Below are 23,079 nucleotides of genomic sequence, written 5' to 3' on the forward strand. Positions count from 1 at the left end.
TCAGACTTCCTCCCCACGGGTGAAGGTCGGGGGGAGTTGGGAATTACGGGGAGCCCGATGCTCGAGCGCCTCGCGCAACTGCGCCCGGCCACGATGTATACGGCTCCGGACCGTCCCCAGCTTGACGCTGAGCGTGGCCGCGATCTCCTCGTACGACAGGCCTTCGATGTCGCACAGCACGATCGCCGCCCGGAACTCCGGGGTGAGCGCGTCGAGCGCGGCCTGAATGTCCGGCTCGAGGTGTGCGTCGTCGAATGCCTGCGCCGGTGACGGCTCACGACCGCGAAGCCGCTCGGCGGCGTCGTCGGCGAGCCCCTCGAACCTGATGCGCTGCTTGCGCCGCGCCATGTCGAGGAACAGGTTGGTCGTGATCCGGTGCAGCCAGCCTTCGAACGTGCCGGGCGTGTAGCTCGACAGCGATCGGAAGACCCGGACGAAGACCTCCTGAGTGAGGTCCTCGGCATCGTGAACATTGCCCGTCAGACGGTAGGCCAGGCGATAGACGCGTGCGGAATGGTTCCGCACCACCTCGTCCCACGACGGAGGAGTCCAGTCGGGTTCAGGCGCGCTTGAACTCACACCGGACTCTGGCACGTTTGACATCGCGCCGGACTCGGGCGCATTTGGCATCGGAGTATCAGCCTGGTGGTCACTTTCGTCCACCAGCACTCCTCTCTCTGGGACCACCGCTACCGCCATAGTGCCTGGTTTTGTCCCTCCGTGCGCACTGGCTGCCTTCCAGACCGGCAAAGCCCGTTTAAACCTGCAACGCCTCGAGGCCCTCCTGAGTTCCCGTCCCGGCGTGTCTCCCCTAGGCTGCGATCGGTGACCAATCGCACGAAAGTGGGGGGAGGAGGCCGATGACCAGTCCGGTAGAGGCCACTCTGGCCTATGCGGAGCAGTTCCATCATGAGGATGAGATCCTGCACGCGGCGCGGCAGCGCGGGCTGGAAATGGGGGCTCCGCCCATCCTTCCCGGTGGCGGAGCGGCGCTCTGTTTCCTCGCCACCGCGCTCAACGCCAAGTCGGTCGTCGAGGTCGGCACCGGCTGCGGCGTCTCGGGCCTGTGGCTGCTGCGCGGCATGCGCGCCGACGGCACGCTGACGAGCGTCGACGTGGAGCCGGAGCACCAGCGGCTGGCGCGTCAGGCGTTCGCGGAGGCCGGGTTCGCGGGCGGGCGGGTGCGGCTGATCGCGGGCCGGGCGCTCGACGTGCTGCCGCGGCTCTCCGACGGCGGCTACGACCTGGTCTTCGCCGACGCCGCCAAGCAGGAGTACGCCGACTACCTGGCGGAGTCCGTACGCCTGCTGCGGGTGGGCGGGATCGTGGCCTTCGACAACGTGCTGTGGCACAACCGGGTGGCCGATCCCGCGCAGCGTGACCCTGACACGGTGTCGCTGCGCGAGCTGGGCAAGCTCGTGCAGGCGGACGACCGCCTGCGCTCGCTGCTGATGCCGCTGGGCGACGGTCTGCTCGCCGCGGTCAAGATCGCCGAATAGAGCCGAATAGCAGGCCGTACGCTCGGCTACGGCTCGGCTACGGCTTGGTCAGCCACTCCAGGAGCACCCGCACGCCGAACCCGGTGGCGCCCTTGGCCAGGACGCCCTCGTCCACCGTGCTGCGCCCCACGCCCGCGATGTCCAGGTGCGCCCAGGACCTCTTGCCCGCGAACTCGCGCAGGAACAGCGCCGCCGTGATGGAGCCGCCCCCGTAGGTGGAGCCGATCTCGACGTTGGACAGGTCCGCGATGGAGGAGCGCAGCCCGGCGGCGTAGTCCTCGATCAGCGGCATCCGCCACAGCTTGTCGTCGCTCGACTGACCGGCGTCCACGAGCTGCTTGGCGAGGTCGTCGTCGGTGGAGTAGACGGCGCCGACGTCGCGCCCCAGCGCCACCGTGATCGCGCCGGTGAGGGTGGCGATGTCGACGACCACGTCGGGGTCGAGCTCGGCGTCGGCGTAGGCGAGCGCGTCGGCCAGCACCAGCCGCCCCTCGGCGTCGGTGTTGAGCACCTCGACCGTGCGGCCGCCGTACTGCGTGATCACGTCGCTGGGGCGCTGGGCGGTGCCGGACGGCATGTTCTCGGCCGAGGCGATGAGGCCGGTGACCCGGACGGGTGCGCCGAGCTCGGCCAGCGCGCCGAGGACGGCGATGACGGCGGCGCCGCCGGCCATGTCGGTCTTCTGGGTCTTCATGTTCGCCGTCGGCTTCAGCGACAGGCCGCCGGAGTCGAACGTGATGCCCTTGCCCACGAGCACGACATGCCGGGTGGCCGGCTCGGCGGGCGTGTAGGAGAGCTGGATGAGCCGGGGCGGGTTGGCCGAGCCCATGCCGACGGCGACGAGCCCGCCGAACCCGCCGGCCTTGAGCTGCTCCTCGTCCCACACCCGAGCGGTGACGCCCTGTCCGCCGCCCTGCCCGACGGCCTGCCCGACGGCCTGTTCGACCGCGCGGTCGGCGAGCCAGGCGGGGGTCTTGACCGACGCCGGCGTGTTGGCCAGGTCCCGGGCGAGCGCGACCGCCCGCGCCAGGATCCGGCCGCGTCGTACGCCTTGCTCGTCGGCGCCGACGAAGGTGATCGCGGCCACGGGCTTCTTGCCGGGTGTGCCGATCTTGAAGAAGTAGCAGGCGAGCAGCGCGGCCTCGGCGAACACCGTGACGTCACCGTCCGGCACCACCACGGCGATCCCCTCCCTGCCGCGCGCCCGGCGGCTGACCGCGGCCGCCGCCCTGCGCAAGGCCCGGGGGGAGCCGTCGCCCACGCCGTAGAGCAGCACCCGGCCGACACCGCCTTCCCGCGCCACCGGGACTTCGACGATCTCGCCCGCCTCACCCTTGGCCTCGTAATGAGCGAGCAGGTCGGCGACAGGCACGTGCAGGTCGACCGCGAGCGCGGGATTCAGCTCCGAGGAGTAAGGAACGGCGAGCAGGTCGGCGTCGGCGGGAACGTCGGCGACCACCAACGCGGCGGTCTCAATGGGCACTGTCACTCCTTCAACGTCAGCGACCCTGGCGCCAGGTACGCCAGGGTCGTGGGGCCGGAAAAGTTGTCTCGGGAGCTCTCAGCCGACGACGTTCTTCAACGCCTCGCCGAGCGCCTTCGCTTCGTCGGCGGAAATCTCCACGACGAGCCGTCCGCCACCCTCCAGGGGGACTCGCATGACAATGCCGCGCCCTTCCTTGGTGACCTCGAGCGGACCATCGCCGGTCCGCGGCTTCATCGCCGCCATGCGTGCATCCCTTCCTGCCTTGGGCTCCCGCGGCCCGCGATTTCCGGCCTCCATGGGGGAGGTCGGCGCATTCACGTCTTCTGTGATGTCCTATTCTCCCGCATCGAGAGCCCTCATGGGTAACGATCTCCTCCCAGAATGCGTTGTCCAAGGTGGCGAAGGGGTCCAAACTGGACTTCGTGCACGCACGCGCCGCTCTGTTCGACCTCTATGGGGACCACCTGCGCTCGCGCGGTGGGCAGGCGTCCGTGGCCGCGCTCGTCCGGCTGATGAATCCGCTGGAAATAGCCGCTCCGGCAGTGCGTACGGCCGTTTCCCGCATGGTCCGGCAGGGATGGCTGCAGCCGCTGAGGCTTCCTCAGGGGGCGGGCTACGGGCTCACCCCGAAGTGCGTCAGGCGGCTGGATGAGGCGGCGCTAAGAATTTACCGAGCCGGAACACTGACCTGGCACGGCCACTGGCATGTGATCGTCTTCGGTCCGATCAAGGAGCGTCCGCGCCGCGAACGGATCAGGGCCGACCTCACCTTCCTCGGGTACGCCGCGCTGTCGGAGACGACCTGGATCGGCCCCCGATCCGCCGTCGAGCTGGACAACCTGCTCGACGGCGAGGGCGTGCGCGCCGACAGGTTCGACGCGACGCTCGACGGCGACCCGCGCGAACTGGTCGCGCGGGCGTGGGATCTGACCGCCATCGGCGAGGCGTACGAGAGCTGGCACGCCGAGGCTGTCACGCTGGTCAGCGCCCTGCCGGAGAGGGCATCGGCCGACCGGGTGTTCGCGACCAGGAGCAAGCTCGTCCACGGATGGCGAAATTTCCTGTTCCGCGACCCCGGCCTGCCACCCGAGCTGCTGCCGGCCGGTTGGCCGGGCGAGAAGGCGCGGGCCTTCTTCGAGCATGAGGCCGCCAGGCTGCTGCCCGCAGCCGCCGCGTTCGTCGACAGGGAGCTGCATTGATTCGCTACGAGATGACCGAAGCCGTCGCCACCGTCACGCTCGACCGCCCCGACGCGATGAACTCGCTGACGGCCGAGGTCAAGACCGCGCTGCTGGAGGCGCTGCGGCGGGCGGCGAGCGACCAGGAGGTGCGCGCCGTCCTGCTCACCGGCTCGGGCCGGGCCTTCTGCGCGGGTCAGGACCTGCACGAGCACGCGGCCAACCTGGAGGCGGGCCGCGGCCTGGCCGACACCGTGCGCGAGCACTACAACCCGATCGTCGAGCTGCTCACCACCATGGACAAACCCGTCGTGGCCGCGGTGAACGGGGTGGCCGCCGGCGCGGGCGCCTCGCTCGCCTTCGCCTGTGACCTGCGGGTCGCCTCGGAGAAGGCCAAGTTCGCGCTGGCCTTCTCCGGCATCGGGCTGGCCCCGGACTCCGGCGCCTCCTGGACGCTGCAGCGCCTGGTCGGTTTCGGCCGCGCGAGCGAGCTGATGCTGCTCGGCGAGCCCGTCGACGCGACTCGCGCGCTGGAGCTCGGCCTGGTCACCCGCGTGGTGCCCGCCGACGAGGTGCTCAAGACCGCCGGGGAGCTCGCCCGGCGGCTCGCCGGCGGACCGACGAGGGCCTTCGCCGCCACCAAGCGGGCGCTGGCGTACGCGGCGACGCACACGTTGCCGGAGGCGCTGGCCCTGGAGGCCGACCTGCAGGACGAGTGCGCCGCCACCAGGGATCACCTGAGCGCGACGAAGTCCTTCCTCGCCAAGGAACGCCCGGTCTTCACCGGTCGCTGAGCCGGGGGGTGACGCGGGCCACGCAGCCCTCGACGTGGTCGTTGACCAGGCCGATGGCCTGCATCAGGGCGTAGGCGGTGGTGGGGCCGACGAAGGTGAAGCCGTGTTTCTTCAGCTCCTTGGCCAGCGCCTTGGAGGCCGGTGTGACGGCCGGGACGTCGGCCATGGACCTGGGCGCCGGGAGCGACGGATCGGCGTAGCGCCAGACGAGGTCCGACAGGCCGCCGGGGACTTCCAGGGCGGCCCTGGCGTTGACGATCGCCGCTCGCACCTTGGCCCGGTTGCGCACGATGCCGGCGTCGCCGAGCAGCCGCTCGACGTCCTGCTCGGTGTAGGCGGCCACCTTCGCGATGGAGAAGCCGTCAAACGCCGCGCGGAAGTTGTCGCGCTTGCGGAGGATCGTCAGCCACGACAGCCCCGACTGGAACGCCTCCAGCGTCACGCGCTCGAAGACCTTGTCGTCGCCTCGGACCGGCCGGCCCCACTCCTCGTCGTGGTAGGCGAGGTAGAGCGGGTCCGTCATGCCCGCCCAGGCGCATCGGATGATCTCGTTCACTGGCGCTCGTCCGAGGCCTTGCCGAGCATGGCGCTCGCGGGCTCCTGCTCGGAGCCCGTCGCGCCCGTCTCCGTGCCCGTCTCGGTGCCCGTCTCCGTGCCCGTCTTCGTACCCGTCTTCGTGCTCATCTGCGAGCCGCCGTCAGCGTCCGCGGCGGCCTCCTCAGGAGCCGCCTCAGCCGCCTCGGCTGCCTCAGGGGCCTCGGCCGCCTCCCGATCCCCCCACCTGACGGGAGCGTGGTCCGGATTGCCGTTCACCGCCTGCGGCAGGTGGTCGCCGGACTCGGACGGCGAGTCGCCCTCCTCCGGCAGGTCTCGCGGCGTGGCGGGCGCCTCGGGCTCGTGGTCGGTGCGTGGGCCGCCGCCGGGGGCCGCGTAGGCCTCCTGGCGGGCGTACAGCCTGCGCGACAGCAGCTCGGAGACTCGCTGCTCCAGAACCGCGATCCTGGTGTCGCGGGCGCTGATCGCGGTGGCGGCTCGGCGCAGCGTCTCGTCGACCGACTGCGTGTGATAGCCGACGAGGTTGACCGGCAGCTCGAGCGCCATGAAGTCGACAGCCGTCAGCTGCCCGGCTTCGGGCAGGTTGAGTGGCGGCACGTCCGGCGGGAACTCGGTCAGCTCACCGCCCTTGCCCAGGGAGACCAGCACCACGCAGACCAGGATGGCGAGCGCGGCGATGGCGAGTATGACCAGCACATTGGCATCGTACTCATACCACCAGGGCACGAGTCCCGCACTTGCCGCGCCCGGTGCCGGACGGGACTCTTCAGCCCGCCGCCTCCCCCAGCTCCTCGACGCTGGGCCGTACCGGCTGGGGACGGCCTTCCAGATGGGCGAAGGCCTGCTCGACGGTGGTGGTCCAGGAGATGGCGTCGAAGACGTTCGCCCGGGTGAAACCCTGGTCGTACATGCCGGTCACCAGGTCTCTGAGCGGCTGGTAGAGGCCCCAGGGGTCGAGGATCACCAGGGCGCGGTCATGGATGCCGAGCACCCTGGCCGTCCAGATCTCGAACAGCTCCTCCAACGTGCCGATGCCGCCCGGCAACACGAGGAAGGCGTCGGAGCGGGCGTCCATGACGCCTTTGCGCTCGCGCATGTCGGCCGTGACGATCAGCTCGCCGGAGTCCCTGTCGGCCACCTCGATGTCCACGAGCACCTGGGGGATCACCCCGACCGTGTGGCCGCCGGCGGCCCGCGCGGCCGTGGTGACGGCGCCCATGCAGGAGACGGTGGCGCCGCCGCTCACCAGGGTGTGGCCACGCCGGGCGAGCTCGGCGCCGACCTCGGCGGCCAGGTCGAGGTACTTGTCGTCGATGTGCTGGCTGGAGGAGCAGTAGACGCAGATGTTCACGACGAGCCAGCTTATTGGCCGGCTCAGCGGCCGGCCTATTGCGGCTCGGCCACCTGGGCCCCGACGGCCCGCTCCTCCTCCCGGTCCACCTCGGACCTGGCCCGGTCGGCGTCCATGATGAGGCGCACGGCCTCGTCCACGTCGTCGGTGACGGTGATCAGGTCGAGGTCCTGGGGTGCGATCTTGCCGGAGCCGAGCAGGCTTCCCTTGATCCAGTCCATCAGGCCGCCCCAGAACTCCGTGCCCATCAGCACGACGGGGAAGGAGGTGACCTTGCCGGTCTGCACCAGGGTCAGCGCCTCGAACAGCTCGTCGAGCGTGCCGAAGCCGCCGGGCAGGGCGATGAAGCCGCAGGAGTACTTGACGAACATGGTTTTGCGTACGAAGAAGTAGCGGAACTCGATGCCGAGGTCCACGTAGTCGTTCATGCGCTGCTCGAAGGGGAGCTCGATGCCGAGCCCGACCGAAACGCCGCCCTCGACCTCGGTGGCACCGCGGTTGGCGGCCTCCATGACGCCGGGGCCGCCGCCGGTGATCACGGCGTAGCCGCTGCGGGCCAGGGCGGTGCCGAGCTCACGGCCCAGCGTGTAGTCGGGCGAGTCGCCGGGGGTCCTGGCGGAGCCGAACACGGTGACGGCGCGGGGCAGCTCGGCGAGCTGGCCGAAGCCCTCCACGAACTCCGACTGGATGCGCAGCACCCGCCACGGGTCCATGTGCACCCAGTCGGCCGGCCCCTGCCGGGCCAGCAGACGCTGGTCGTGCGTGCTGTCGTCCACCATGTTGCCCCGGAGCACGGCCTGTCCCCGGCGCCTTTCGCGGCGTGTTGCTTTCATGTTGGTCACGCTAGCCCTTCCACATGCATTCCCATGGCCGCTCTGGCCTGCTGGTACCCAGCTCTACCTGGCTCAGGGCCGGTCGCGGAGGCCGCTCAGAAGAATCTTGAAAAACTTCCCGTGAAACCTGGAACCGAATTTCGCGGAGCCTGCGTCTAACCGGCGAGGGTGCTGCTCGGGACTGAAAGTGGCTCTCCCCGCCAAATGGCCGGCGAGGAGAGCCACTTTCACGTTGTCCGGGGTCCCGTCACGACGCGAGCCAGGCGAGCATCGCCCGCTCGCTGTCTGCGATCTTCGCCAGTGACACGTATTCGCCCTGCTGGTGGGCCAGGTTGGGGTCGCCGGGGCCGTAGTTGACGGCCGGCACGCCCAGCGCTGAGAAGCGGGCCACGTCCGTCCAGCCCAGCTTGGCCCGGGGTGTGCCGCCGACCGCGGCGGTGAACGCGGCGGCCACCGGGTGGGTGAGCCCCGGCCGCGCGCCGGGCGCCGCGTCCACGAAGCGGACCTCGTAGCCGTCGAAAACCTCCCGCACGTGCTCCTGGGCCTGCTCGACCGTCAGGTCCGGGGCGAAGCGGTAGTTGACCGTGACCACGCACTCGTCCGGGATCACGTTGCCGGCGACGCCGCCGCGCACGCCGACCGCGTTGAGCCCCTCGTGGTACTCCAGCCCGTCGACGACCGGCAGCCTCTCCTGGTAGGCGTTGAGCCTGGCCAGCACCGGCTCGATGCCATGGATGGCGTTGACCCCGAACCACGACCTGGCGCTGTGCGCCCGCTTGCCGGTCACCACGATCTCGGCGCGCACGGTCCCCTGGCAGCCGCCCTCGATCACCCCGTCGGTGGGCTCCATCAGCACCGCGAAGTCGGCGGTCAGCCAGTCGGCGTGGTCGCGGGTGATCCTGGTGAGCCCGTTGCGGTCGGCCTCGATCTCCTCGCAGTCGTAGAAGACGTACGTGACGTCGCGGTTGGGGACGGGCACCGTGGCGGCCAGCTTCAGCGCGACCGCCACCCCGGCCTTCATGTCGGAGGTGCCGCAGCCGTAGAGGAGGTCGCCTTCGACACGGCTGGGCAGGTTGGCGGCGACGGGGACGGTGTCGAGGTGGCCGGCGATCAGCACTCGCTCATCCCGGCCGAGCTCGGTACGGGCGACGATGGTCTGCCCCGATCTGTCCACCTTCAGGTGCGGCAGGGTGATCAGCGCCCGCTCCACCTGGTCGGCCAGCGCCTGCTCGGCACCGCTCACCGACTCGATGTCGACGATGGCCGCGGTCAGGGCGCGCACGTCCTGCGTGAGATCCAGCATCAGGTGTTCACTCCGTGTTCGCGCAGCGCCTCGTTGAGCGCTGCCTTGTCGTGCCGCTGCCCCGGCTCCAGGCGCTTGAGCACCAGCACGCAGGGCAGGCCGAACGTGCCGCCGGGGAAGTCCTTCTGGCGGGTGCCGCCCACCGCGACGCACCAGTCGGGGATCCGGCCGCGGCTCAGCTCCTCGCCGGTCGTCACGTCGATCACCGGCATGGAGGCGGACAGGATCGTGCCGGCGCCGACGACCGCCCCGCGGCCCACCCGGGCGCCCTCCACGATCATGGCGCGGCTGCCGATCAGGGCCTCGTCCTCGACGATCACCGGGGCCGCGTTCGGCGGCTCCAGCACGCCGCCGATGCCCACGCCGCCGGACAGGTGGACGTTCTTGCCGATCTGCGCGCAGGAGCCGACGGTGGCCCAGGTGTCGACCATGGTGCCGCTGTCGACGTACGCGCCGATGTTGGTGAAGGACGGCATCAGCACCACGCCCGGCGCCAGGTAGGAGCCCCAGCGCGCGATGGCGCCGGGCACCACGCGCACGCCGTCCAGGGTGTTCTTGAGCGGCAGCCGGTCGTGATGGTGGAAGTCGCCCACCTGCGACCTGGTCAGCCCGAGCACCTTGAAGCTCAGCAGGATGGCCCGCTTGGCCCGCTCGTCCACGACGACCGTGTCGCCGGACGGCCAGGCGGCCCGCGCCCTGCCCTGGTCGAGCAGGTCGACGGCGCCGGCCACGGCGGCGCGCGCCTCGTGGTCCGCCGGTGACAGCTCGGCGCGGCGCTCCCACAACGCGTCTATCACCGCGGGTACCGGTGACAGAGTGCTCACGTCCTTCATGGGCACGGAGCCTATCTGGCCGGGTAGGTTTCTCAGCGTGCACCTGCGCTTCTCCCGGGGAGTCATCACCATCGCGGTGGTCGTCGTCGTCCTCGCGGTGGGGATCACCTTCGGCCTCTACCAACTGCTCAAACGCGCCGACCCGATGGTCGTGCCCGAGGCCTTCTGCACCGTGCGCACCCCCCTGGGGGACCGGGGCCTGGACATCGAGCAGGCGCAGATCTCCGCCACGATCGCGGCGGTCGCGGCCCGGCGCAAGCTGCCCGAGCGCGCCGTGGTGATCGCCTACGCGACGGCGCTGCAGGAGTCGAAGCTCTACAACGTCGGCTACGGCGACCGCGACTCGGTCGGCGTGTTCCAGCAGCGCGAGTCCCAGGGCTGGGGGAAGAAGAAACAGCTCCTGGACCCCGTCTACGCCACCAACAAGTTCTTCGCCGCGCTGGCGAAGATCAAGGGCTACCGCAAGATGCCGCTGGCCGAGGCCGCCCAGGCGGTGCAGCGCTCTGCCGCCGGCGAGGCCTACGCGCCGCACGAGGAGGAGGCCAAGATCCTGGCCCAGGCGTTCACCGGCCGCGCCCCCCGGGCCCTGCACTGCTGGTATCCGCCGGAGGACGGGCAGAGCGCCACGCCTCGCCCGCGCGCGGGCGAGGCCCGCCGCCAGCTCACCCGGGCGCTCGGCAGCACGTCCATCACCAGCGCGCGGCGCGGCTGGCTTGTCGCCGCCTGGTCGGTGGCCCACGCGCAGAAGTACGACCTGCGCCGGGTCGCCTACAGCGGCGCCACCTGGACCAACGACATGCGCCAGAAGGACTGGCAGGAGGGCGGCAAGGCGGGCGCCAGGAAGGTCGAGCTGGCCTGACAGGTCAGGAGGCGCGGCTGACGATGGTGATCGAGCCGGGCGCCAGGGGCTGGGCGTAGCTGGCCGTCCAGGATGCGCCCTGGATGCGCTCGAAGGACAACAACCGCCCGTCGCCGGCGCGGTAGTCGGCGAAGTCGAGCAGGCCCCTGTCGGGGATGCCGGTGCTGCCTTCGGACCGGAACGCGGCGGTGCCCCGCTCCAGCGGGAAGAACTCGACGCCCTCCATGATCAGCATGCTCCGCGCCGGGATCATGCCCTCGGTGGGCACGCCGGTCCACAGCAGCACCTCAAGGTGGGTCGGGTCGCCGGGGTTCATCCCTCCGCGTAACTGCACCGACAGCCACTGCACCCGCCGGGCGCTGTCGCGCAGCCGGTATTCGACCCATTCCTGCCCCTGCCAGGAGATGTGCACGACGCCGAGCACGCGGGCCTGCGACCCGTGCACGCCGATCTTGTCGCCCACCTTGATGGTGCGCGGGTCGACGTAGTCGGCACCGGCATGCCCTGGCACGCTGACCGGCGCAGCCAACGGGGGCTCGGCGGGAGCGGCCTCCAGCGGCTGCTCGGGCGTGCGGCCCTTCCTGTCCTGTCGCAAGGTGGCCAGGAAGGCCCCCAAGAGGAGGAGGACGGTGGCGATGCTCAGCCCGAGAACGACCATGGAGGTCATGCTCATCGTTCGGCTCGCTCCACTCGCGGTTAGCCTGGGCAAACGCCCGTTATCTATTTGTCCTGCAAGCGACCCCCGACCTCCCCGATGGAGGGGCGCTTGCGGGGCGATACTACTGGAGGCGGCGCACTGCCGCACCGACGCGTTCGTCGGTCGCCGTCAGCGCGACGCGGATGTGCCGTCCACCTGCTGATCCATAGAAATCACCGGGTGCGACCAAAATCCCGATTTCGGAAAGCCGGCTTACCTGGTCCCACGCGCTCTGCCCGTTGGACGCCCAGAGATACAGGCCCGCGGCCGAATGGTCGATGCGCCAGCCCGCCGCCTCCAGCACGGGCCGCAGCGCGGCGCGGCGGGCGGCGTAGACCTCGCGCTGCTCGTCGGCGTGCCGGTCGTCGCCCAGCGCCGCCGTCATCGCGGCCTGCACCGGGCCGGGCATCAGCATGCCGGCGTGCTTACGGGTCTCCAGCAGCCGCTTGACCAGGACGGGATCGCCGGTCACGAACCCGGCGCGGTAGCCGGCCAGGTTGGAACGCTTGGACAGCGAGTGCAGCGCCAGCAGGTTGTCGTGCGAGCCCTCGCAGACGTCGGGGTGCAGGATCGAGATGGGCCGCTCCTCCCAGCCGAGCTCGATGTAGCACTCGTCGGAGGCGACGACCGCGCCGCGCTCACGCGCCCAGGAGACGACCTTGCGCAGGTGCTCGGCGGGCAGCACCTTGCCGGTGGGGTTGCCGGGAGAGTTGACCCAGACCAGGTCGACGTGCTGCGGGCCGAGCGCGAGCAGGCCGTCTGCGGCCGTCGCGGCGGCTCCGGCCAGGCGGGCGCCCACGTCGTAGGTGGGGTAGGCCAGCTCGGGGAAGACGACCCGCTTGGCGCCGAGATAGGTGGGCAGCCAGGCGACGAACTCCTTGGAGCCGATCACCGGCAGCACGTCCTGCTGGTCGACGATGACGCCCTGCCTGCGGCGCAACCAGCCGGCGGCCGCCTCGCGCAGCGCCTTGGTGCCGTGCGTGAGGGGGTAGCCGGGGCTGTCGGCCGCCCGCACCAGCGCGTCCTGGATCAGCTGCGGCACCGGGTCGACGGGGGTGCCGACCGAAAGGTCCACGATCCCGTCGGGGTGAGCGCGGGCGCGTTCTTTGTACGGCTCCAGCCGATCCCAGGGGAAGTCAGGCAGTTTGTTCATGGTTCTCCAGGGTTTCGGTCGGCGCACGCCGCAGGTGCAACCGGCTTACCACGCGCGCAGGCGAACGGCCCGCACGACACGGTGACGCCGCCCCCGTCCGGGGACGGGAGGCCGACCCGCGGGCGGACGGCCCGCGGGTGAGCCGTGACGACAGGCGGCCGGCTACGCCTCGGCCTGCGGCGGCAGGGCCGCCACGACCGGGTGGTCCTTCTCGATCTTGCCGACCTTCGAGGCGCCCCCGGGCGAGCCCAGGTCCTCGAAGAAGTCCACGTTGGCCTTGTAGAAGTCCTTCCACTGCTCAGGAAGGTCGTCCTCGTAGAAAATCGCCTCGACCGGGCACACAGGCTCACACGCGCCGCAGTCCACGCACTCGTCGGGGTGGATGTAAAGCATGCGCTCGCCCTCGTAGATGCAATCGACGGGGCATTCCTCGATGCACGCCTTGTCCAGGACGTCCACGCAAGGCTGCGCGATGACGTAGGTCACCTCGAGCTCCTTCTTCTCCGCACCATTCCGCACATGGGCATGACTCTGACCGCGGTTTGCTAAGCCCTAGTATTGCCGTGCTGACCAACTGGCTGGAACGGAGGGTGGCAAACTCGTGGCCGCTCGCCTCGTCATCACTATCTCAGCCGCCGACGTCGGAGCCCGGATCACCACGCGCAGGAGGGTCCCCGGAGGCTTCAGCGACGTCGTGGGCACGCTCGAATCGTGGGCCGGCGGCGTGCTGCGGATCCGCAAGCGCGACGGCACCGTGGTGGAGATCTCCGAAGAGTCGCTGGTGGCCGGGCGCGTCGTTCCCGCCGCGCCTCCTCGACCTGGGCGAACGTAACAGCGAGTATTCATGGTGTGACCGTACGTACCTGCGCAGCCGTAACTGCCATCCTCGTCAGCGCCGGATGCGGCGCGTCGCCCGCGACGCCGGCCCAGCCCGGCAAGCCCGTCAACGTCAAGGCCGCCTCCATGAAGGAGGGGTTCGGGACCATGGAGCGGCTCGCCCAGGCCGCCAAGCAGGAGGGCACGCTGACCGTGGTCGCGCTGCCCCGCGACTGGGTGAACTACGGCGAGATCATCGACACCTTCTCCGACACGTACGGCATCGAGGTCAAGGAGCTGGAGCCCCAGGCGAGCAGCCGCCGCTCGGTCGACGCCGCCGCCCAGCTCAAGCCGGACGTGTTCGACCTGACTCTGGACGTGGCGGTGTCCGCCGCCGGCAGGTTCGCGCCGTACAGGGTGCAGGGCTGGCAGGACCTGCCGGACCACATCAAGGACCCCGCCGGCGCCTGGTACGCCGCCTACGGCGGCTACATGTCCATCGGGTACGACCCCCGCGCCGTGCCCGCGCCCGTCTCCTTCGCCGATCTCGCCAAGCCCGGCTACAAGGTCGCGCTGGACGGCGACCCGCTGCGCTCGGCGGCGGCCTTCAAGGGCGTGATGGCCGCATCCCTGCAGAGCGGCGTCCCGCAGCCCCGGCGCGGGGTGGAGCTGTTCGGCAAGCTGAAGAAGGCCGGGCAGCTGACCGACCCCGCCCACGCCAACGTGATCGTCAGCTGGGACCATCTCAACGCCGCCCGCAGCGCCCAGGACGCCGACTCCTGGAAGGTGACGATCCCGCGCGACGCGCCGCTCGGCTCCTACCACGTGCAGGCCATCAACAAGGACGCGCCGCATCCGGCCGCCGCCCGGCTCTGGCAGGAGTTCCTCTTCTCCGACGAGGGCCAGAACCTGCTTCAGAAGGGGTACGCCCGCCCGGCGCGCGCCGAGGCCATGCTCATGCGCGGCACGCTCGACACCGAGCAGGCGGCCAAGCTGCCCGTCGCCCCCGGGCCTCCCGTGCTGCTGACGATCCCGCAGACCGACGCGGGTAAGTCCTACCTGAAGAAGGAGTGGGCGCGAAGCGTGGGGTGAGACCGATGTGACTTGATATGTCGCAGAGACAATCTGGCTCTAAAGTGAATCGACAGCACGGCCACGGGGGCCCGATGTCTGACGAATGAGAGCTGATCCGTCTTGCGATATGACACACCGAGCTTGGAGCGGTGGAACAGTCGCGCCTACGACAGCAGCTTCGGCTACGTCTCCACCCAGGGCGCGCCGCTGGTCGACCTGCTCGACCCGCAGCCCGGCGAACGCGTGCTCGACCTCGGGTGCGGCACCGGCGTGCTCACCGCGCAGATCGCCTTCCGCGGCGCCGAGGTGCTGGGCATCGACGGCTCCGCGGGGATGATCGAAAAGGCCCTGGCGCAGTATCCGGGCATCAACTTCATCGTCGGCGACGGGCACGACTTCACCGTGGCCCGGCCGTACGACGCGGTCTTCTCCAACGCGGCGCTGCACTGGATGAGCCGCGACCCCGCGGCGGTCGTCGGCAGCGTGCGCGAGGCGCTCGCGCCGGGCGGGCGCTTCGTCGCGGAGATGGGCGGGGCGGGCAACTGCGCCGAGCTGACCACCGCGATGCTCACGGCCTGGCGGGAGTACGGCCTGCGTGAGCCCGATCTGCCGTGGTACTTCCCCACGCCCGCCGACTACGCCCGCATTCTTGAGCGGGAGGGTTTCGTGGTGCGGCTGCTGGAGTACTTCGACCGGCCCACGCCGCTCGACGAGTGTCCGGGCGGGGCCGCCGACTGGGTGCGGGTGTTCGCCGCCTCGGCTCTCGACGGGCTGCCGCCGGATCTTGTCGAGCCCCTGCTCCAGCGGGTGAACGAGTTGGCCGCGCCGGCGTTGCGCCGCGAGACGGGCTGGATGGCCGACTACGTGCGTCTGCGGTTTGCCGCCGTTCGACGTTGATGCGTAGTGCATGATGCGTAGGGCTGTTTTGCCGGACTATGGTCTGTTCGTAGGCGCGAGATGATGGCATCGCTACTCGACGGTGAAGAGCCCGCGACGAAACGGCGGCGTGAGGGGCTGGTGAACGGAACGGGATGAACTTCTGCCTGAGCGACCTCGTACCACCGTTGAGGTGGAGCGACGCGTCCACGATCACGCTGCTCACCGGGCAGCCCGACCTGCCGGATGCCTGGTGGCGGAGCCTGCCCATGCCGCTCGTGCTGGCGGCCATCGGGCCCGAGGCGCTCGGCGGGCTGCTCACCGAGATCGCGCTCGAGCACTGGCCCGCCGCCGCCGTGGGCGACGTACTCCCGGCGCTGCACATGCTCGATCCCGACGAGGCGGACGATCCGCACGTGGCGATCGCGCTCGACCGTGCGGGCTCGTGGCCCGGCCTGCTGGCGCTGACCAGCAGGGAGCTGGTCGACCAGCCGTTCGTCCAGGCCCGCCCGGTGCTGAGCACGCTGTTCTCTGCGGCTCTGGTGCGGCTGGCGCCCACCTCCGCCCACCCGGCGCCCCTCCTCGCCGAGCCGGTGGCCGTCAGCCCCGGGCGGAAGGCTGCCGAGCCTGAGGTCGTCAAGCCTGAGGTCGTCAAGCCTGAGGTCGTGCTCTCCGAGTCGGTGGCCGCCGTCGCGCGCGCGCACGAGGCGTACGCGCACGAGGCTGAGGGGGCGTCTGACGAACGCGGCGAGGACACCCTGGACGAGGAGTCCGAGGAGGAGCCGCAGGCCGCGCAGCATGCCGAACAGGCCCTCGAAGATCCCCTCGCAGATCCCCTCGGAGAGGCGGAGCCGTCAGCGGCCAGGGCCGGGCAGGACGCCGGTCCGGCGGTGCTCGATGCCGACGACGAGCCGATCGACGAGACCGCCGACCGCGAGGCCAAGGCCGACGCCGAGGCAGAGGCCGAGGCAGAGAGCGACGCCGAGGTAGAGGTAGCCGAGGTAGAGGCAGAGAGCGACGCCGAGGCGGGTGACGAGGCCGACGCCGAGGTAGGCGACAAGGCGGAGCCGGTGCTGGACGCCGCTGACGAGCCCGCTCCGGAGCCCGCCGCCGAGGAGGCGGCCGAGCCGGCGGCCCAGTCGGGGGCCGAGCGTGAGGCCGAGCCGAAGGCCGGTTCGCAGGCCGAGGAGGACGACGCTGAGCCCCGGGAGGCCGGGCTTCAGGACGCCGGGCTTCAGGGCGTGAAGGACGCTGAGCCGCAGGGCGAGCAGGCTGAGGTGGATGAGCTGCCCGAGCTCATCGAGGCCGCGTTCGCGGGGCTCGACGACAAGAGCTGGGCCGTGGCGCAGAACCGGGTCTTCACCGACCAGCCGTCGGCCGTGGACCAGCTCGCCAAGTTGTTCGCCGTGCCCCCCGCCGAGATCTCCGCCACGGAGGCGCGGCTGTGGGCCAAGCTGGACAACTGGCTGGCCAGCGACGAGGCCGCCCCCTACCGGGCGCATCTGGACGAGCTGCGCAAGACGATCGGCACGACCGCGCCCAAGGAGCGGCTGATCAGCGCCGCGGACTGGCACGGCAAGGAGATCCGCGCGCTGGAGGTGCCCGCCTGGCAGTTCGTGCTCGCGACCCTGCCGCCGGGACCGCACGTCCCCCCACAGGAGTCGTTCGAGTCGGGTGAGGACGCGGGACCGCCCGTCTTCGTCCAGGCCGCCGCCCTGCCGCTGGGCCCGATGCCCGGACAGGCGGCGCCGCTGCCGCCCGGGTTCGTGCCGCCGGATCCCGTGCCGTCGCAGTTCCAGGCGTTCGCGCCGGTGGCCGTGCCGGCCGAGGGCAACGGGGCCTCGGACGAGCACTCCGGCAAGCCGTACCAGCCGTTGAAGGACGTCTCCCAGACCAGGCGGTGCTTCCGCCAGCCGGACGGGCGGTGGTGGCTGCGCATCGACGTGACGGCCGAGCAGCTGTCCGGGAGCGAGTGCGCGCTGCCGACCGGGTTCGCCGCCTACCTGGGGCTGTCGCCCGGGGAGAGCAGGACGGTCAGGAGCGCCGCCGGGGAGCTGACCATGACGTGGCACGGCAGGCCGGTTCTGGAGTCGATCGAGCGGTTGCTGGCCGACGTCGGGGCGAAGGAAGGCGGCCACCTGTTCCTCACGCTGTCGGACGAGGGCGTGCTGCGGGCCAGGCACCTGCCGGTGGCCGCGCAGAGCGCCGAGAAGATCACCAAGGCGCTGCGCCTGGTCGGCTACACGGCTCCGGGCGGAACCCGTGACCAGGCCGCCAGGGTGATCGCCACGAGGATAGGAATGACCGGCCCGGTGGGCCTGCCCGACCTGCTCACCAGGCTCCGCGAACGCGGGGACCGCGACCTGCTCGCCCTGCTGGACTGAGAGCCGTGCCGCGGCTCGCGATCGGCCCCGCGTTCCCCAGGGAGCTCAGCGCACTGGCCCCGCCGGTGCGCAGGGACGCCGTGGTCGCGCTGCGGCGTTTCCTGCTGAACGTGGCAGGCGCCCCGCACCCGGAGCGGGTCAGGGGCGGCCGGGACGCGCGGGTGGCGACCCTGCGGCTGGCCGAGGGCGTGCGCGGCGTGGTGGTGCGCCAGAAGGACGTCTACTGGCTGCTCACCGTGCTGCCCGAGCCGGAGGCCTGGGCGTACGCCACCCGGCATCGCTACGGGATCAACCCGGTGATCGGCGTCGTCGAGGAGTGGGACGCCGAGGCGCTGGAGCGGGTGGAGCCCGCGCTGCGCCGGTCGGCCGGCGTCTCACGGCTGTTCGAGCCGATCTGCGACGGCGACCTGATCGCGCTCGGCATCGACGTGCGCGCACTGCCCCTGGTGCGGCTCATCACCACCGAGGCCGACGTGGAGGCGCTCGCGCCGCTGCTGCCGCCGACGCAGCACCTGCCGCTCGCGGTGCTGGCCAGGGGCGGCACCCTCGCGGAGGCGTGGCGGGAGCTGGACGGCTGCCGGGCCGTGCCCGGATCCACCGGCGGATCCGCCGTGGACGGCGGCTCTGGCGGGGCAGGCGGAGCCGGCGGCTCTGGCGGCTCTGGCGGCTCTGGCGGCTCTGGCGAGGATCCGGTCGATCCCGACGATCTGCACGCGGCGCTGCTGCGCAGCCCGGACCGGGCGGTGTTCACCGCCGACAAGGTCGAGCTGGAGCAGGCGCTGACGGCGCCCGACTGGTGCACCTACCTGCATCCGCCGCAGCACCGCCTGGCCAGGGCCCCGCGTTACGAGCATCCCGTGCTGGTGATCGGCGGCGCGGGGACAGGCAAGACGCTGGTGGCCCTGCACCGGGCCGCCCACCTGGCCGCGCGCGGCCGCGGGCCGGTGCTGCTGGCGACGTTCTCGCAGGGGCTGGCCGAGGAGCTGTCGTCCAGGCTGGACCTGCTCATCCCCGACGACGTGGTGCGCAAGCGGGTCGAGGTGGACAATCCCGAACGTCTGGCGATGCGCATCGTGGCCCAGTCGGAGGGGCGGCGTCCTGCGCTGGTCGGGCCGGGCGCGCGGAGCATGGACGAGATCGTCGACGAGGCCCTCATGCTGCTGTCGAGGACCACGGGCGACCTGCTCGACGACGTGGAACCGGGGCGTAAACCGTACCGTCACATAGTGGTGGACGAGGCGCAGGACGTCAGCCCGGCGCAGTGGCGGCTGCTGCGGGCGGCGGTGCCGCGCACGTACGACGACCTGTTCATCGTCGGGGACCCGCACCAGCGGGTCACCGACACGCACGTGGCGCTCAGCGCGGTGGGCATCCCCGCCGTGCAGCACACGCTCAAGCTGTCCCATCGGCTGTCGCGCGAGCTGGTGACGTTCGCGGTCAGGGTGCGCGGTGGCGGGCCCGCCGACGGGCTGGTCAAGGGCATGTCGTCGATGTACGGCTTCCGTGGCGCGCACGCCGGGGAGCGGCCGGTCGTGCGGGCGTACGACACGCGCGAGGCGGAGCTCGCCGGTCTGGCGATCACCGTCGCCTCCTGGCTGGAGGCGGGCGTGCCCGCGGATCGGATCGCCGTGGGGGCGCGTGATCCGCGGCTGGTGCGCGAGGCCCGGCGGGTGCTGGGGGACGCGCCGGTGCGGGTGTCGACGTTCCAGAATCTCAAGGGGCTGGAATTCGACCGCGTGGCGCTGATAGGGGTGTCCGAGGGGGTCGTGCCGGAGCAGCCTCCCGATGATCCCGGCGCACGCGCGCGGGCTCTGCAGCGTGAGCGAAGCATGCTGTTCGTGGCCTGTACGCGGGCCCGTTCCATGCTCTATATATCCCATTCAGGGAGAGGAAGCCCATTTTTGTCCTTCTGATCACATAGTCTGAACTGCGGATATCTACCCATTGCCGGTTGGACCCCAATGAACCTCAGTCTGAGCGACATCGCGCCACCCCTGCGCTGGACCTCACCTGGCCAGATAGCGCCGATCGCGGACGAGCCCCAGCTGCCCGAGGCTTGGTGGCAGGCGATTCCGCTCGACCGCGTGTGCGCCATCGTCGGAACGCAGACGGTGGCGGGCCGGCTGGCCGACCTCGCCGTGGCCCATTGGGGACACCTGCTGCTGGGCGACATTCTGCCGCTGCTGCGCTTCTCCGACCCCGCCGAGGCCGAGCGGACGCCGGAGATGCTCGGCAAGGACGTCGTGCAGAAGCTCTTCGGCGGCGTCTTCGACCGGCTGCTGGAGCCCGCCTCCGCCGCCGTGCCCACGCCCGCCCGGCCGGACCGGCCGCTGCCCGAGGCGATCGACGCCCTGTTCGCCACGCTGGACGAGCGGCAGCGGGCGATCGCCAGGGACAGGTTGTACGCGGTCAACCGGGTCACGCTCGACGAGCTGGCCCAGCGCTTCTCGGTGACCAGGGAGCGCATCAGGCAGATCGAGCGGGACCTGCGCGACCACGTCGAGGCCTGGCTGGGCGGCCCGGAGGCGGTCGCGCTCGTCGCGCACGTCACCTGGCTGCGCGGCAGGCTCGGCTCCGCGGTGCCGGCCGACGACCTCGCGGCGGCCGTGCCCTGGCATCGTGGTGATCTTCACGCGCTGGGCATCCCCGCCTGGCGTTTCGTGCGCACCCTGCTGACCGGCTACGAGCAGGCCGACGGCTGGCTGGTCGCGGGCGGCGCCGACGAGCTGCGGGAGAAGACCCGCCAGCTGTTCACCGACGGGCCGCGCCCGCTGGCCGAGGCCGTGAGCATGGTCGCCCAGCTCGGCGTCCGCGAGGACGTGGCCGAGCGGTGGATCCTGGCCGTGCCCCAGCTCCGGGTGCTGGACGAGCACGTGGTGCCGTGGCCGCGCAGCATCAACGAGAAGGCCGAGGCCGTGCTGGCCGTGGCCAAGCGGCCGATGGCCCCGGAGGAGATCCAGGAGAGCATCGGCGAGGACTACAGCCTGGTCGGCATCCGCAACCAGCTCACCGCCGACGACCGCTTCCGCCGCGTCGACCGGAACAAGTACGGCCTGACCCGCTGGGGCGGCGACGAGTACCTGGGGATCAGGGAGATGATCGCCAGGGAGATCGAGCGGGCCGGCGGCGAGGCCTCGGTCAGCACCATCGTGGCCAGCCTCACCTCGCGCTACGACGTGAGCGAGAGCTCGGTGCGCGCCTACTCGGGCGGGCCCGGGTTCGAGCGGACCCAGCGCGGGTGGATCCGGGTGGCGGGCACCTCCCCCACCGGCGAGGCCGAGCCGTACCAGCCGCGCAAGGACGTGTCGGAGACCCGCCGCAGCTTCCGCAGCCGGGACGGGCGCTGGTGGCACCGGGTGGACGTCAACGCCGAGCACCTGCGCGGATCCGGCTCCCCGCTGCCCACCGGGTTCGCCGCCTATCTCGGGATGGCCCCAGGCGGGCAGCTCACCGCCGCGACGCCGTCCGGCGACGTGGTGATCAGCTGGCACAACCAGCCGACGATGGGCTCGATCCGCAACGTGCTCGCCGACTTCAAGGCCGCCGAGGGGGACCACGTCTTCCTCACCGTGTCGGACGGCGGCGAGCTGCTGACCCGCTACCTCCCGGGTGCTCCCGCCGGGATGCCGCCGCTGAACCGGGCGCTCTACCTCATCGGCTACACCGCCCCCGTGACGTCGGAGGCGGAGGGACTGCGGCTCATCGGGGCCCGCATCGGGCTGCCGGACACGGCCATCCGCGAGGAGGTCTTCGCCCGGCTGCGCGAGCGCGGCGACCGCGACATCCTCGGCTACCTGGGAGGCTGACTCCGGATAGGCTCGAAGGATGCTGCGGATTCACGACACGCGCGCCAGGCAGGTCGAGTCCATCAAGCCCGCTCGCGCCATGCGGATGTACACCTGCGGGCCGACGGTTCACCGGCGCCCGCATGTCGGCAATCTGCGCTCCTACCTGTTGTCCGACCTGATCCGCAGAGTCCTGGAGCGGCAGCGCGTGCGCGTGGTCGTCTGCCAGAACATCACCGACGTGGGCCACCTCGCCGAAAGCGGCGAGGACAAGGTCCGCCTGCGGGCGCGGGCCGAGGGACGCCCGACCGCCGAGCTGACCCGCGACTACGAGGCCGCTTTCCGAGCCGACATGGAGGCGCTCAACCTGCGGCCGGCCGAGCACACCCCGCGCGCCAGCGAGACGATCGACCAGATGGTCGAGCTCATCGCCAAGCTGATCGAGCGGGAGCACGCCTACACCGTCCCCGACGGCTCGGTCTTCTTCGCCGCCCAGTCCTTCCCCTCCTACGGGGAGATCTCCGGCAACAGGGTCGACACGCTGAAGCCCGCGCGCGGCATCGGGGCCGCCGATCCGCGCAAGCGCTTCCACGCCGACTGGGCGCTGTGGCAGCCCGCAGAGGGCGAGCTGACCTGGGAAACGCCGTGGGGCCGCGGCTTTCCCGGCTGGCACGTCGAGTGCTCGGCCATGGCGCTGAGCTTCCTCGGCGAGCACATCGACCTGCACACCGGCGGCGCCGACCTGCGCTTCCCGCACCACGAGAACGAGCGCGCCCAGTCCGACGCGGCGGCCGGGCACGAGGTCGTCCAGCACTGGGTGCACGGCGAACATCTGATCTTCGACGGCCGCAAGATGGCCAAGTCCACCGGCAACCTCGTGCGGCTCTCCGACGTGGCCGAGGCCGGGCTCGACCCGCTGGCCGTGCGCCTGGCGTTCATGGAGCACCCCTACCGCCACCAGATGAACCTCACCTGGGACGGCCTGCGCGCCGCCGACCGCACCCTGCGTCGCTGGCGCTCCCGGGTCGCCGAGTGGTCGGAGTCGCCCAGCGCCCCGATGGCCGCCTCCTACGTCGAGCGCGTCGAGGCCGCCTTCGACGACGACCTCGACACCCCGACCGCGCTGCGCGTCCTGCTCGACCTCGAAGGCGACGAGTCCGTGGCGCCGGGAGCGAAGTTCGAGTCGTTCCTGCATCTCGACCAGGTCCTCGCCCTCGACCTGTCCATCGAGATCGGCAGGGCGCCGGCCGCGCTGCCGCCCGGCGCGGCCGAGCTGCTGCGGCAGCGGTCCCGCGCGCGGGAGGCCGAGGACTGGACCGCCGCCGACCGGCTGAGCGACGAGCTCGCCGCGCTCGGCGTCAGAATCGCGGACGCCCCCGACGGCCAGACCCGGTCCTGATCGAGACCGCCGCCGCCCGCTGAGCGTCGTACGGCTGCCGCGTGCCCGTTCATGATCATTTATAGTTGTGTTCATGATCGTCCGAAGAAGGTGGGCGGACGGCATGGCAGGGGCCGTCCGCCCGGTGGCGCCGTCCTGGTGCGGGGGTGTGGACGGATACGCGCCGTACGCACGATAGGCAGATCTTGGGTTGCAACGGGGTTG

23 protein-coding genes are annotated in these 23,079 nt (G+C 71.2%); 11 read left to right on the forward strand and 12 right to left on the reverse strand.

The features are described 5' to 3' along the window. Positions 1-699: an RNA polymerase sigma factor SigE gene (gene sigE, locus ACIBQX_RS33680; protein WP_397011708.1), complete on the reverse strand. Its 699-nt coding sequence runs from the start codon at positions 697-699 to the stop codon at positions 1-3. 161 nt (positions 700-860) lie between these two features. On the opposite strand from sigE, the gene ACIBQX_RS33685 reads away from it, so the two are divergent. Further along, positions 861-1,499: an O-methyltransferase gene (locus tag ACIBQX_RS33685; RefSeq protein ID WP_397011710.1), complete on the forward strand. Its 639-nt coding sequence runs from the start codon at positions 861-863 to the stop codon at positions 1,497-1,499. Positions 1,500-1,536: 37 nt separating this feature from the next. On the opposite strand, the gene ACIBQX_RS33690 is transcribed toward ACIBQX_RS33685, so the two are convergent. After that, the gene (locus ACIBQX_RS33690; RefSeq protein WP_397011712.1) at positions 1,537-2,982 is read right to left on the reverse strand and encodes a leucyl aminopeptidase; all 1,446 of its coding nucleotides are present in this window, start codon (positions 2,980-2,982) and stop codon (positions 1,537-1,539) included. Positions 2,983-3,060: 78 nt separating this feature from the next. Then, positions 3,061-3,228: a DUF3117 domain-containing protein gene (locus ACIBQX_RS33695; RefSeq protein WP_020545024.1), complete on the reverse strand. Its 168-nt coding sequence runs from the start codon at positions 3,226-3,228 to the stop codon at positions 3,061-3,063. A gap of 179 nt (positions 3,229-3,407) precedes the next feature. Between ACIBQX_RS33695 and ACIBQX_RS33700 the strand changes: the two genes are divergently transcribed. Next, positions 3,408-4,184, forward strand: a complete 777-nt coding sequence (locus tag ACIBQX_RS33700; protein WP_397011714.1) for a PaaX family transcriptional regulator C-terminal domain-containing protein — start codon at positions 3,408-3,410, stop codon at positions 4,182-4,184. Between the two features lie 11 nt (positions 4,185-4,195). Next, positions 4,196-4,957, forward strand: coding sequence for an enoyl-CoA hydratase-related protein (locus ACIBQX_RS33705; protein WP_397012229.1), 762 nt, complete (start codon positions 4,196-4,198; stop codon positions 4,955-4,957). Here the strand turns inward: ACIBQX_RS33705 and ACIBQX_RS33710 are convergent. The 6 genes from ACIBQX_RS33710 to ACIBQX_RS33735 all read right to left on the reverse strand — a co-directional run bounded on the left by ACIBQX_RS33710 (position 4,944) and on the right by ACIBQX_RS33735 (position 9,832). After that, positions 4,944-5,513, reverse strand: a complete 570-nt coding sequence (locus ACIBQX_RS33710; protein ID WP_397011716.1) for a DNA-3-methyladenine glycosylase I — start codon at positions 5,511-5,513, stop codon at positions 4,944-4,946. The genes ACIBQX_RS33705 and ACIBQX_RS33710 overlap by 14 nt on opposite strands. Further along, positions 5,510-6,208: a hypothetical protein gene (locus tag ACIBQX_RS33715; RefSeq protein WP_397011718.1), complete on the reverse strand. Its 699-nt coding sequence runs from the start codon at positions 6,206-6,208 to the stop codon at positions 5,510-5,512. The genes ACIBQX_RS33710 and ACIBQX_RS33715 overlap by 4 nt, the downstream gene beginning before the upstream one ends. 70 nt (positions 6,209-6,278) lie before the next feature. Beyond that, positions 6,279-6,863 (reverse strand): TIGR00730 family Rossman fold protein, encoded by a 585-nt coding sequence (locus ACIBQX_RS33720; RefSeq protein ID WP_397011720.1) that lies wholly within the window; start codon positions 6,861-6,863, stop codon positions 6,279-6,281. Positions 6,864-6,898: 35 nt separating this feature from the next. Continuing rightward, positions 6,899-7,696 (reverse strand): TIGR00730 family Rossman fold protein, encoded by a 798-nt coding sequence (locus tag ACIBQX_RS33725; RefSeq protein ID WP_397011722.1) that lies wholly within the window; start codon positions 7,694-7,696, stop codon positions 6,899-6,901. A 247-nt stretch (positions 7,697-7,943) separates the two neighbouring features. Beyond that, the gene (gene dapE / locus ACIBQX_RS33730) at positions 7,944-8,999 is read right to left on the reverse strand and encodes a succinyl-diaminopimelate desuccinylase (RefSeq protein ID WP_397011724.1); all 1,056 of its coding nucleotides are present in this window, start codon (positions 8,997-8,999) and stop codon (positions 7,944-7,946) included. Next, the gene (locus ACIBQX_RS33735) at positions 8,999-9,832 is read right to left on the reverse strand and encodes a 2,3,4,5-tetrahydropyridine-2,6-dicarboxylate N-succinyltransferase (RefSeq protein WP_397011726.1); all 834 of its coding nucleotides are present in this window, start codon (positions 9,830-9,832) and stop codon (positions 8,999-9,001) included. The genes dapE and ACIBQX_RS33735 overlap by 1 nt, the downstream gene beginning before the upstream one ends. A 37-nt stretch (positions 9,833-9,869) precedes the next feature. Here ACIBQX_RS33735 and ACIBQX_RS33740 point away from each other — a divergent pair, with 37 nt between their 5' ends. Continuing rightward, a complete protein-coding gene (locus ACIBQX_RS33740) occupies positions 9,870-10,691 on the forward strand; it encodes a hypothetical protein (RefSeq protein WP_397011728.1) in 822 nt (273 codons plus the stop codon). Between the two features lie 4 nt (positions 10,692-10,695). On the opposite strand, the gene ACIBQX_RS33745 is transcribed toward ACIBQX_RS33740, so the two are convergent. The 3 genes from ACIBQX_RS33745 to fdxA form a co-directional block, all read right to left on the reverse strand. Next, on the reverse strand, positions 10,696-11,364 hold the full coding sequence (locus tag ACIBQX_RS33745; RefSeq protein ID WP_397011730.1) for a DUF4178 domain-containing protein: 669 nt from the start codon (positions 11,362-11,364) through the stop codon (positions 10,696-10,698). 106 nt (positions 11,365-11,470) lie between these two features. Next, on the reverse strand, positions 11,471-12,541 hold the full coding sequence (dapC, locus tag ACIBQX_RS33750) for a succinyldiaminopimelate transaminase (RefSeq protein WP_397011732.1): 1,071 nt from the start codon (positions 12,539-12,541) through the stop codon (positions 11,471-11,473). Positions 12,542-12,703: 162 nt separating this feature from the next. Next, entirely contained in the window at positions 12,704-13,027 is a 324-nt protein-coding gene (gene fdxA / locus ACIBQX_RS33755) for a ferredoxin (RefSeq protein ID WP_397011734.1), read from the reverse strand. Between the two features lie 115 nt (positions 13,028-13,142). On the opposite strand from fdxA, the gene ACIBQX_RS33760 reads away from it, so the two are divergent. The 7 genes from ACIBQX_RS33760 (at position 13,143) to cysS (ending at position 22,875) form a co-directional block, all read left to right on the forward strand. After that, entirely contained in the window at positions 13,143-13,373 is a 231-nt protein-coding gene (locus tag ACIBQX_RS33760; protein ID WP_397011736.1) for a hypothetical protein, read from the forward strand. A gap of 17 nt (positions 13,374-13,390) precedes the next feature. Then, a complete protein-coding gene (locus ACIBQX_RS33765; protein WP_397011738.1) occupies positions 13,391-14,449 on the forward strand; it encodes an ABC transporter substrate-binding protein in 1,059 nt (352 codons plus the stop codon). A gap of 102 nt (positions 14,450-14,551) precedes the next feature. Beyond that, positions 14,552-15,328, forward strand: a complete 777-nt coding sequence (locus ACIBQX_RS33770) for a class I SAM-dependent methyltransferase (protein ID WP_397011740.1) — start codon at positions 14,552-14,554, stop codon at positions 15,326-15,328. A gap of 134 nt (positions 15,329-15,462) precedes the next feature. After that, positions 15,463-17,691 (forward strand): hypothetical protein, encoded by a 2,229-nt coding sequence (locus ACIBQX_RS33775; protein ID WP_397011742.1) that lies wholly within the window; start codon positions 15,463-15,465, stop codon positions 17,689-17,691. A 5-nt stretch (positions 17,692-17,696) separates the two neighbouring features. Beyond that, the gene (locus tag ACIBQX_RS33780; protein WP_397011744.1) at positions 17,697-19,604 is read left to right on the forward strand and encodes a UvrD-helicase domain-containing protein; all 1,908 of its coding nucleotides are present in this window, start codon (positions 17,697-17,699) and stop codon (positions 19,602-19,604) included. 48 nt (positions 19,605-19,652) lie between these two features. Then, positions 19,653-21,497 (forward strand): sigma factor-like helix-turn-helix DNA-binding protein, encoded by a 1,845-nt coding sequence (locus ACIBQX_RS33785; protein WP_397011746.1) that lies wholly within the window; start codon positions 19,653-19,655, stop codon positions 21,495-21,497. A 19-nt stretch (positions 21,498-21,516) separates the two neighbouring features. Continuing rightward, the gene (gene cysS, locus ACIBQX_RS33790) at positions 21,517-22,875 is read left to right on the forward strand and encodes a cysteine--tRNA ligase (RefSeq protein WP_397011748.1); all 1,359 of its coding nucleotides are present in this window, start codon (positions 21,517-21,519) and stop codon (positions 22,873-22,875) included. Positions 22,876-23,079 lie beyond the last annotated feature (204 nt).

This window comes from Nonomuraea sp. NPDC049714 (assembly GCF_044465295.1).
In the GTDB taxonomy this organism is placed as follows: Bacteria; Actinomycetota; Actinomycetes; order Streptosporangiales; family Streptosporangiaceae; genus Nonomuraea.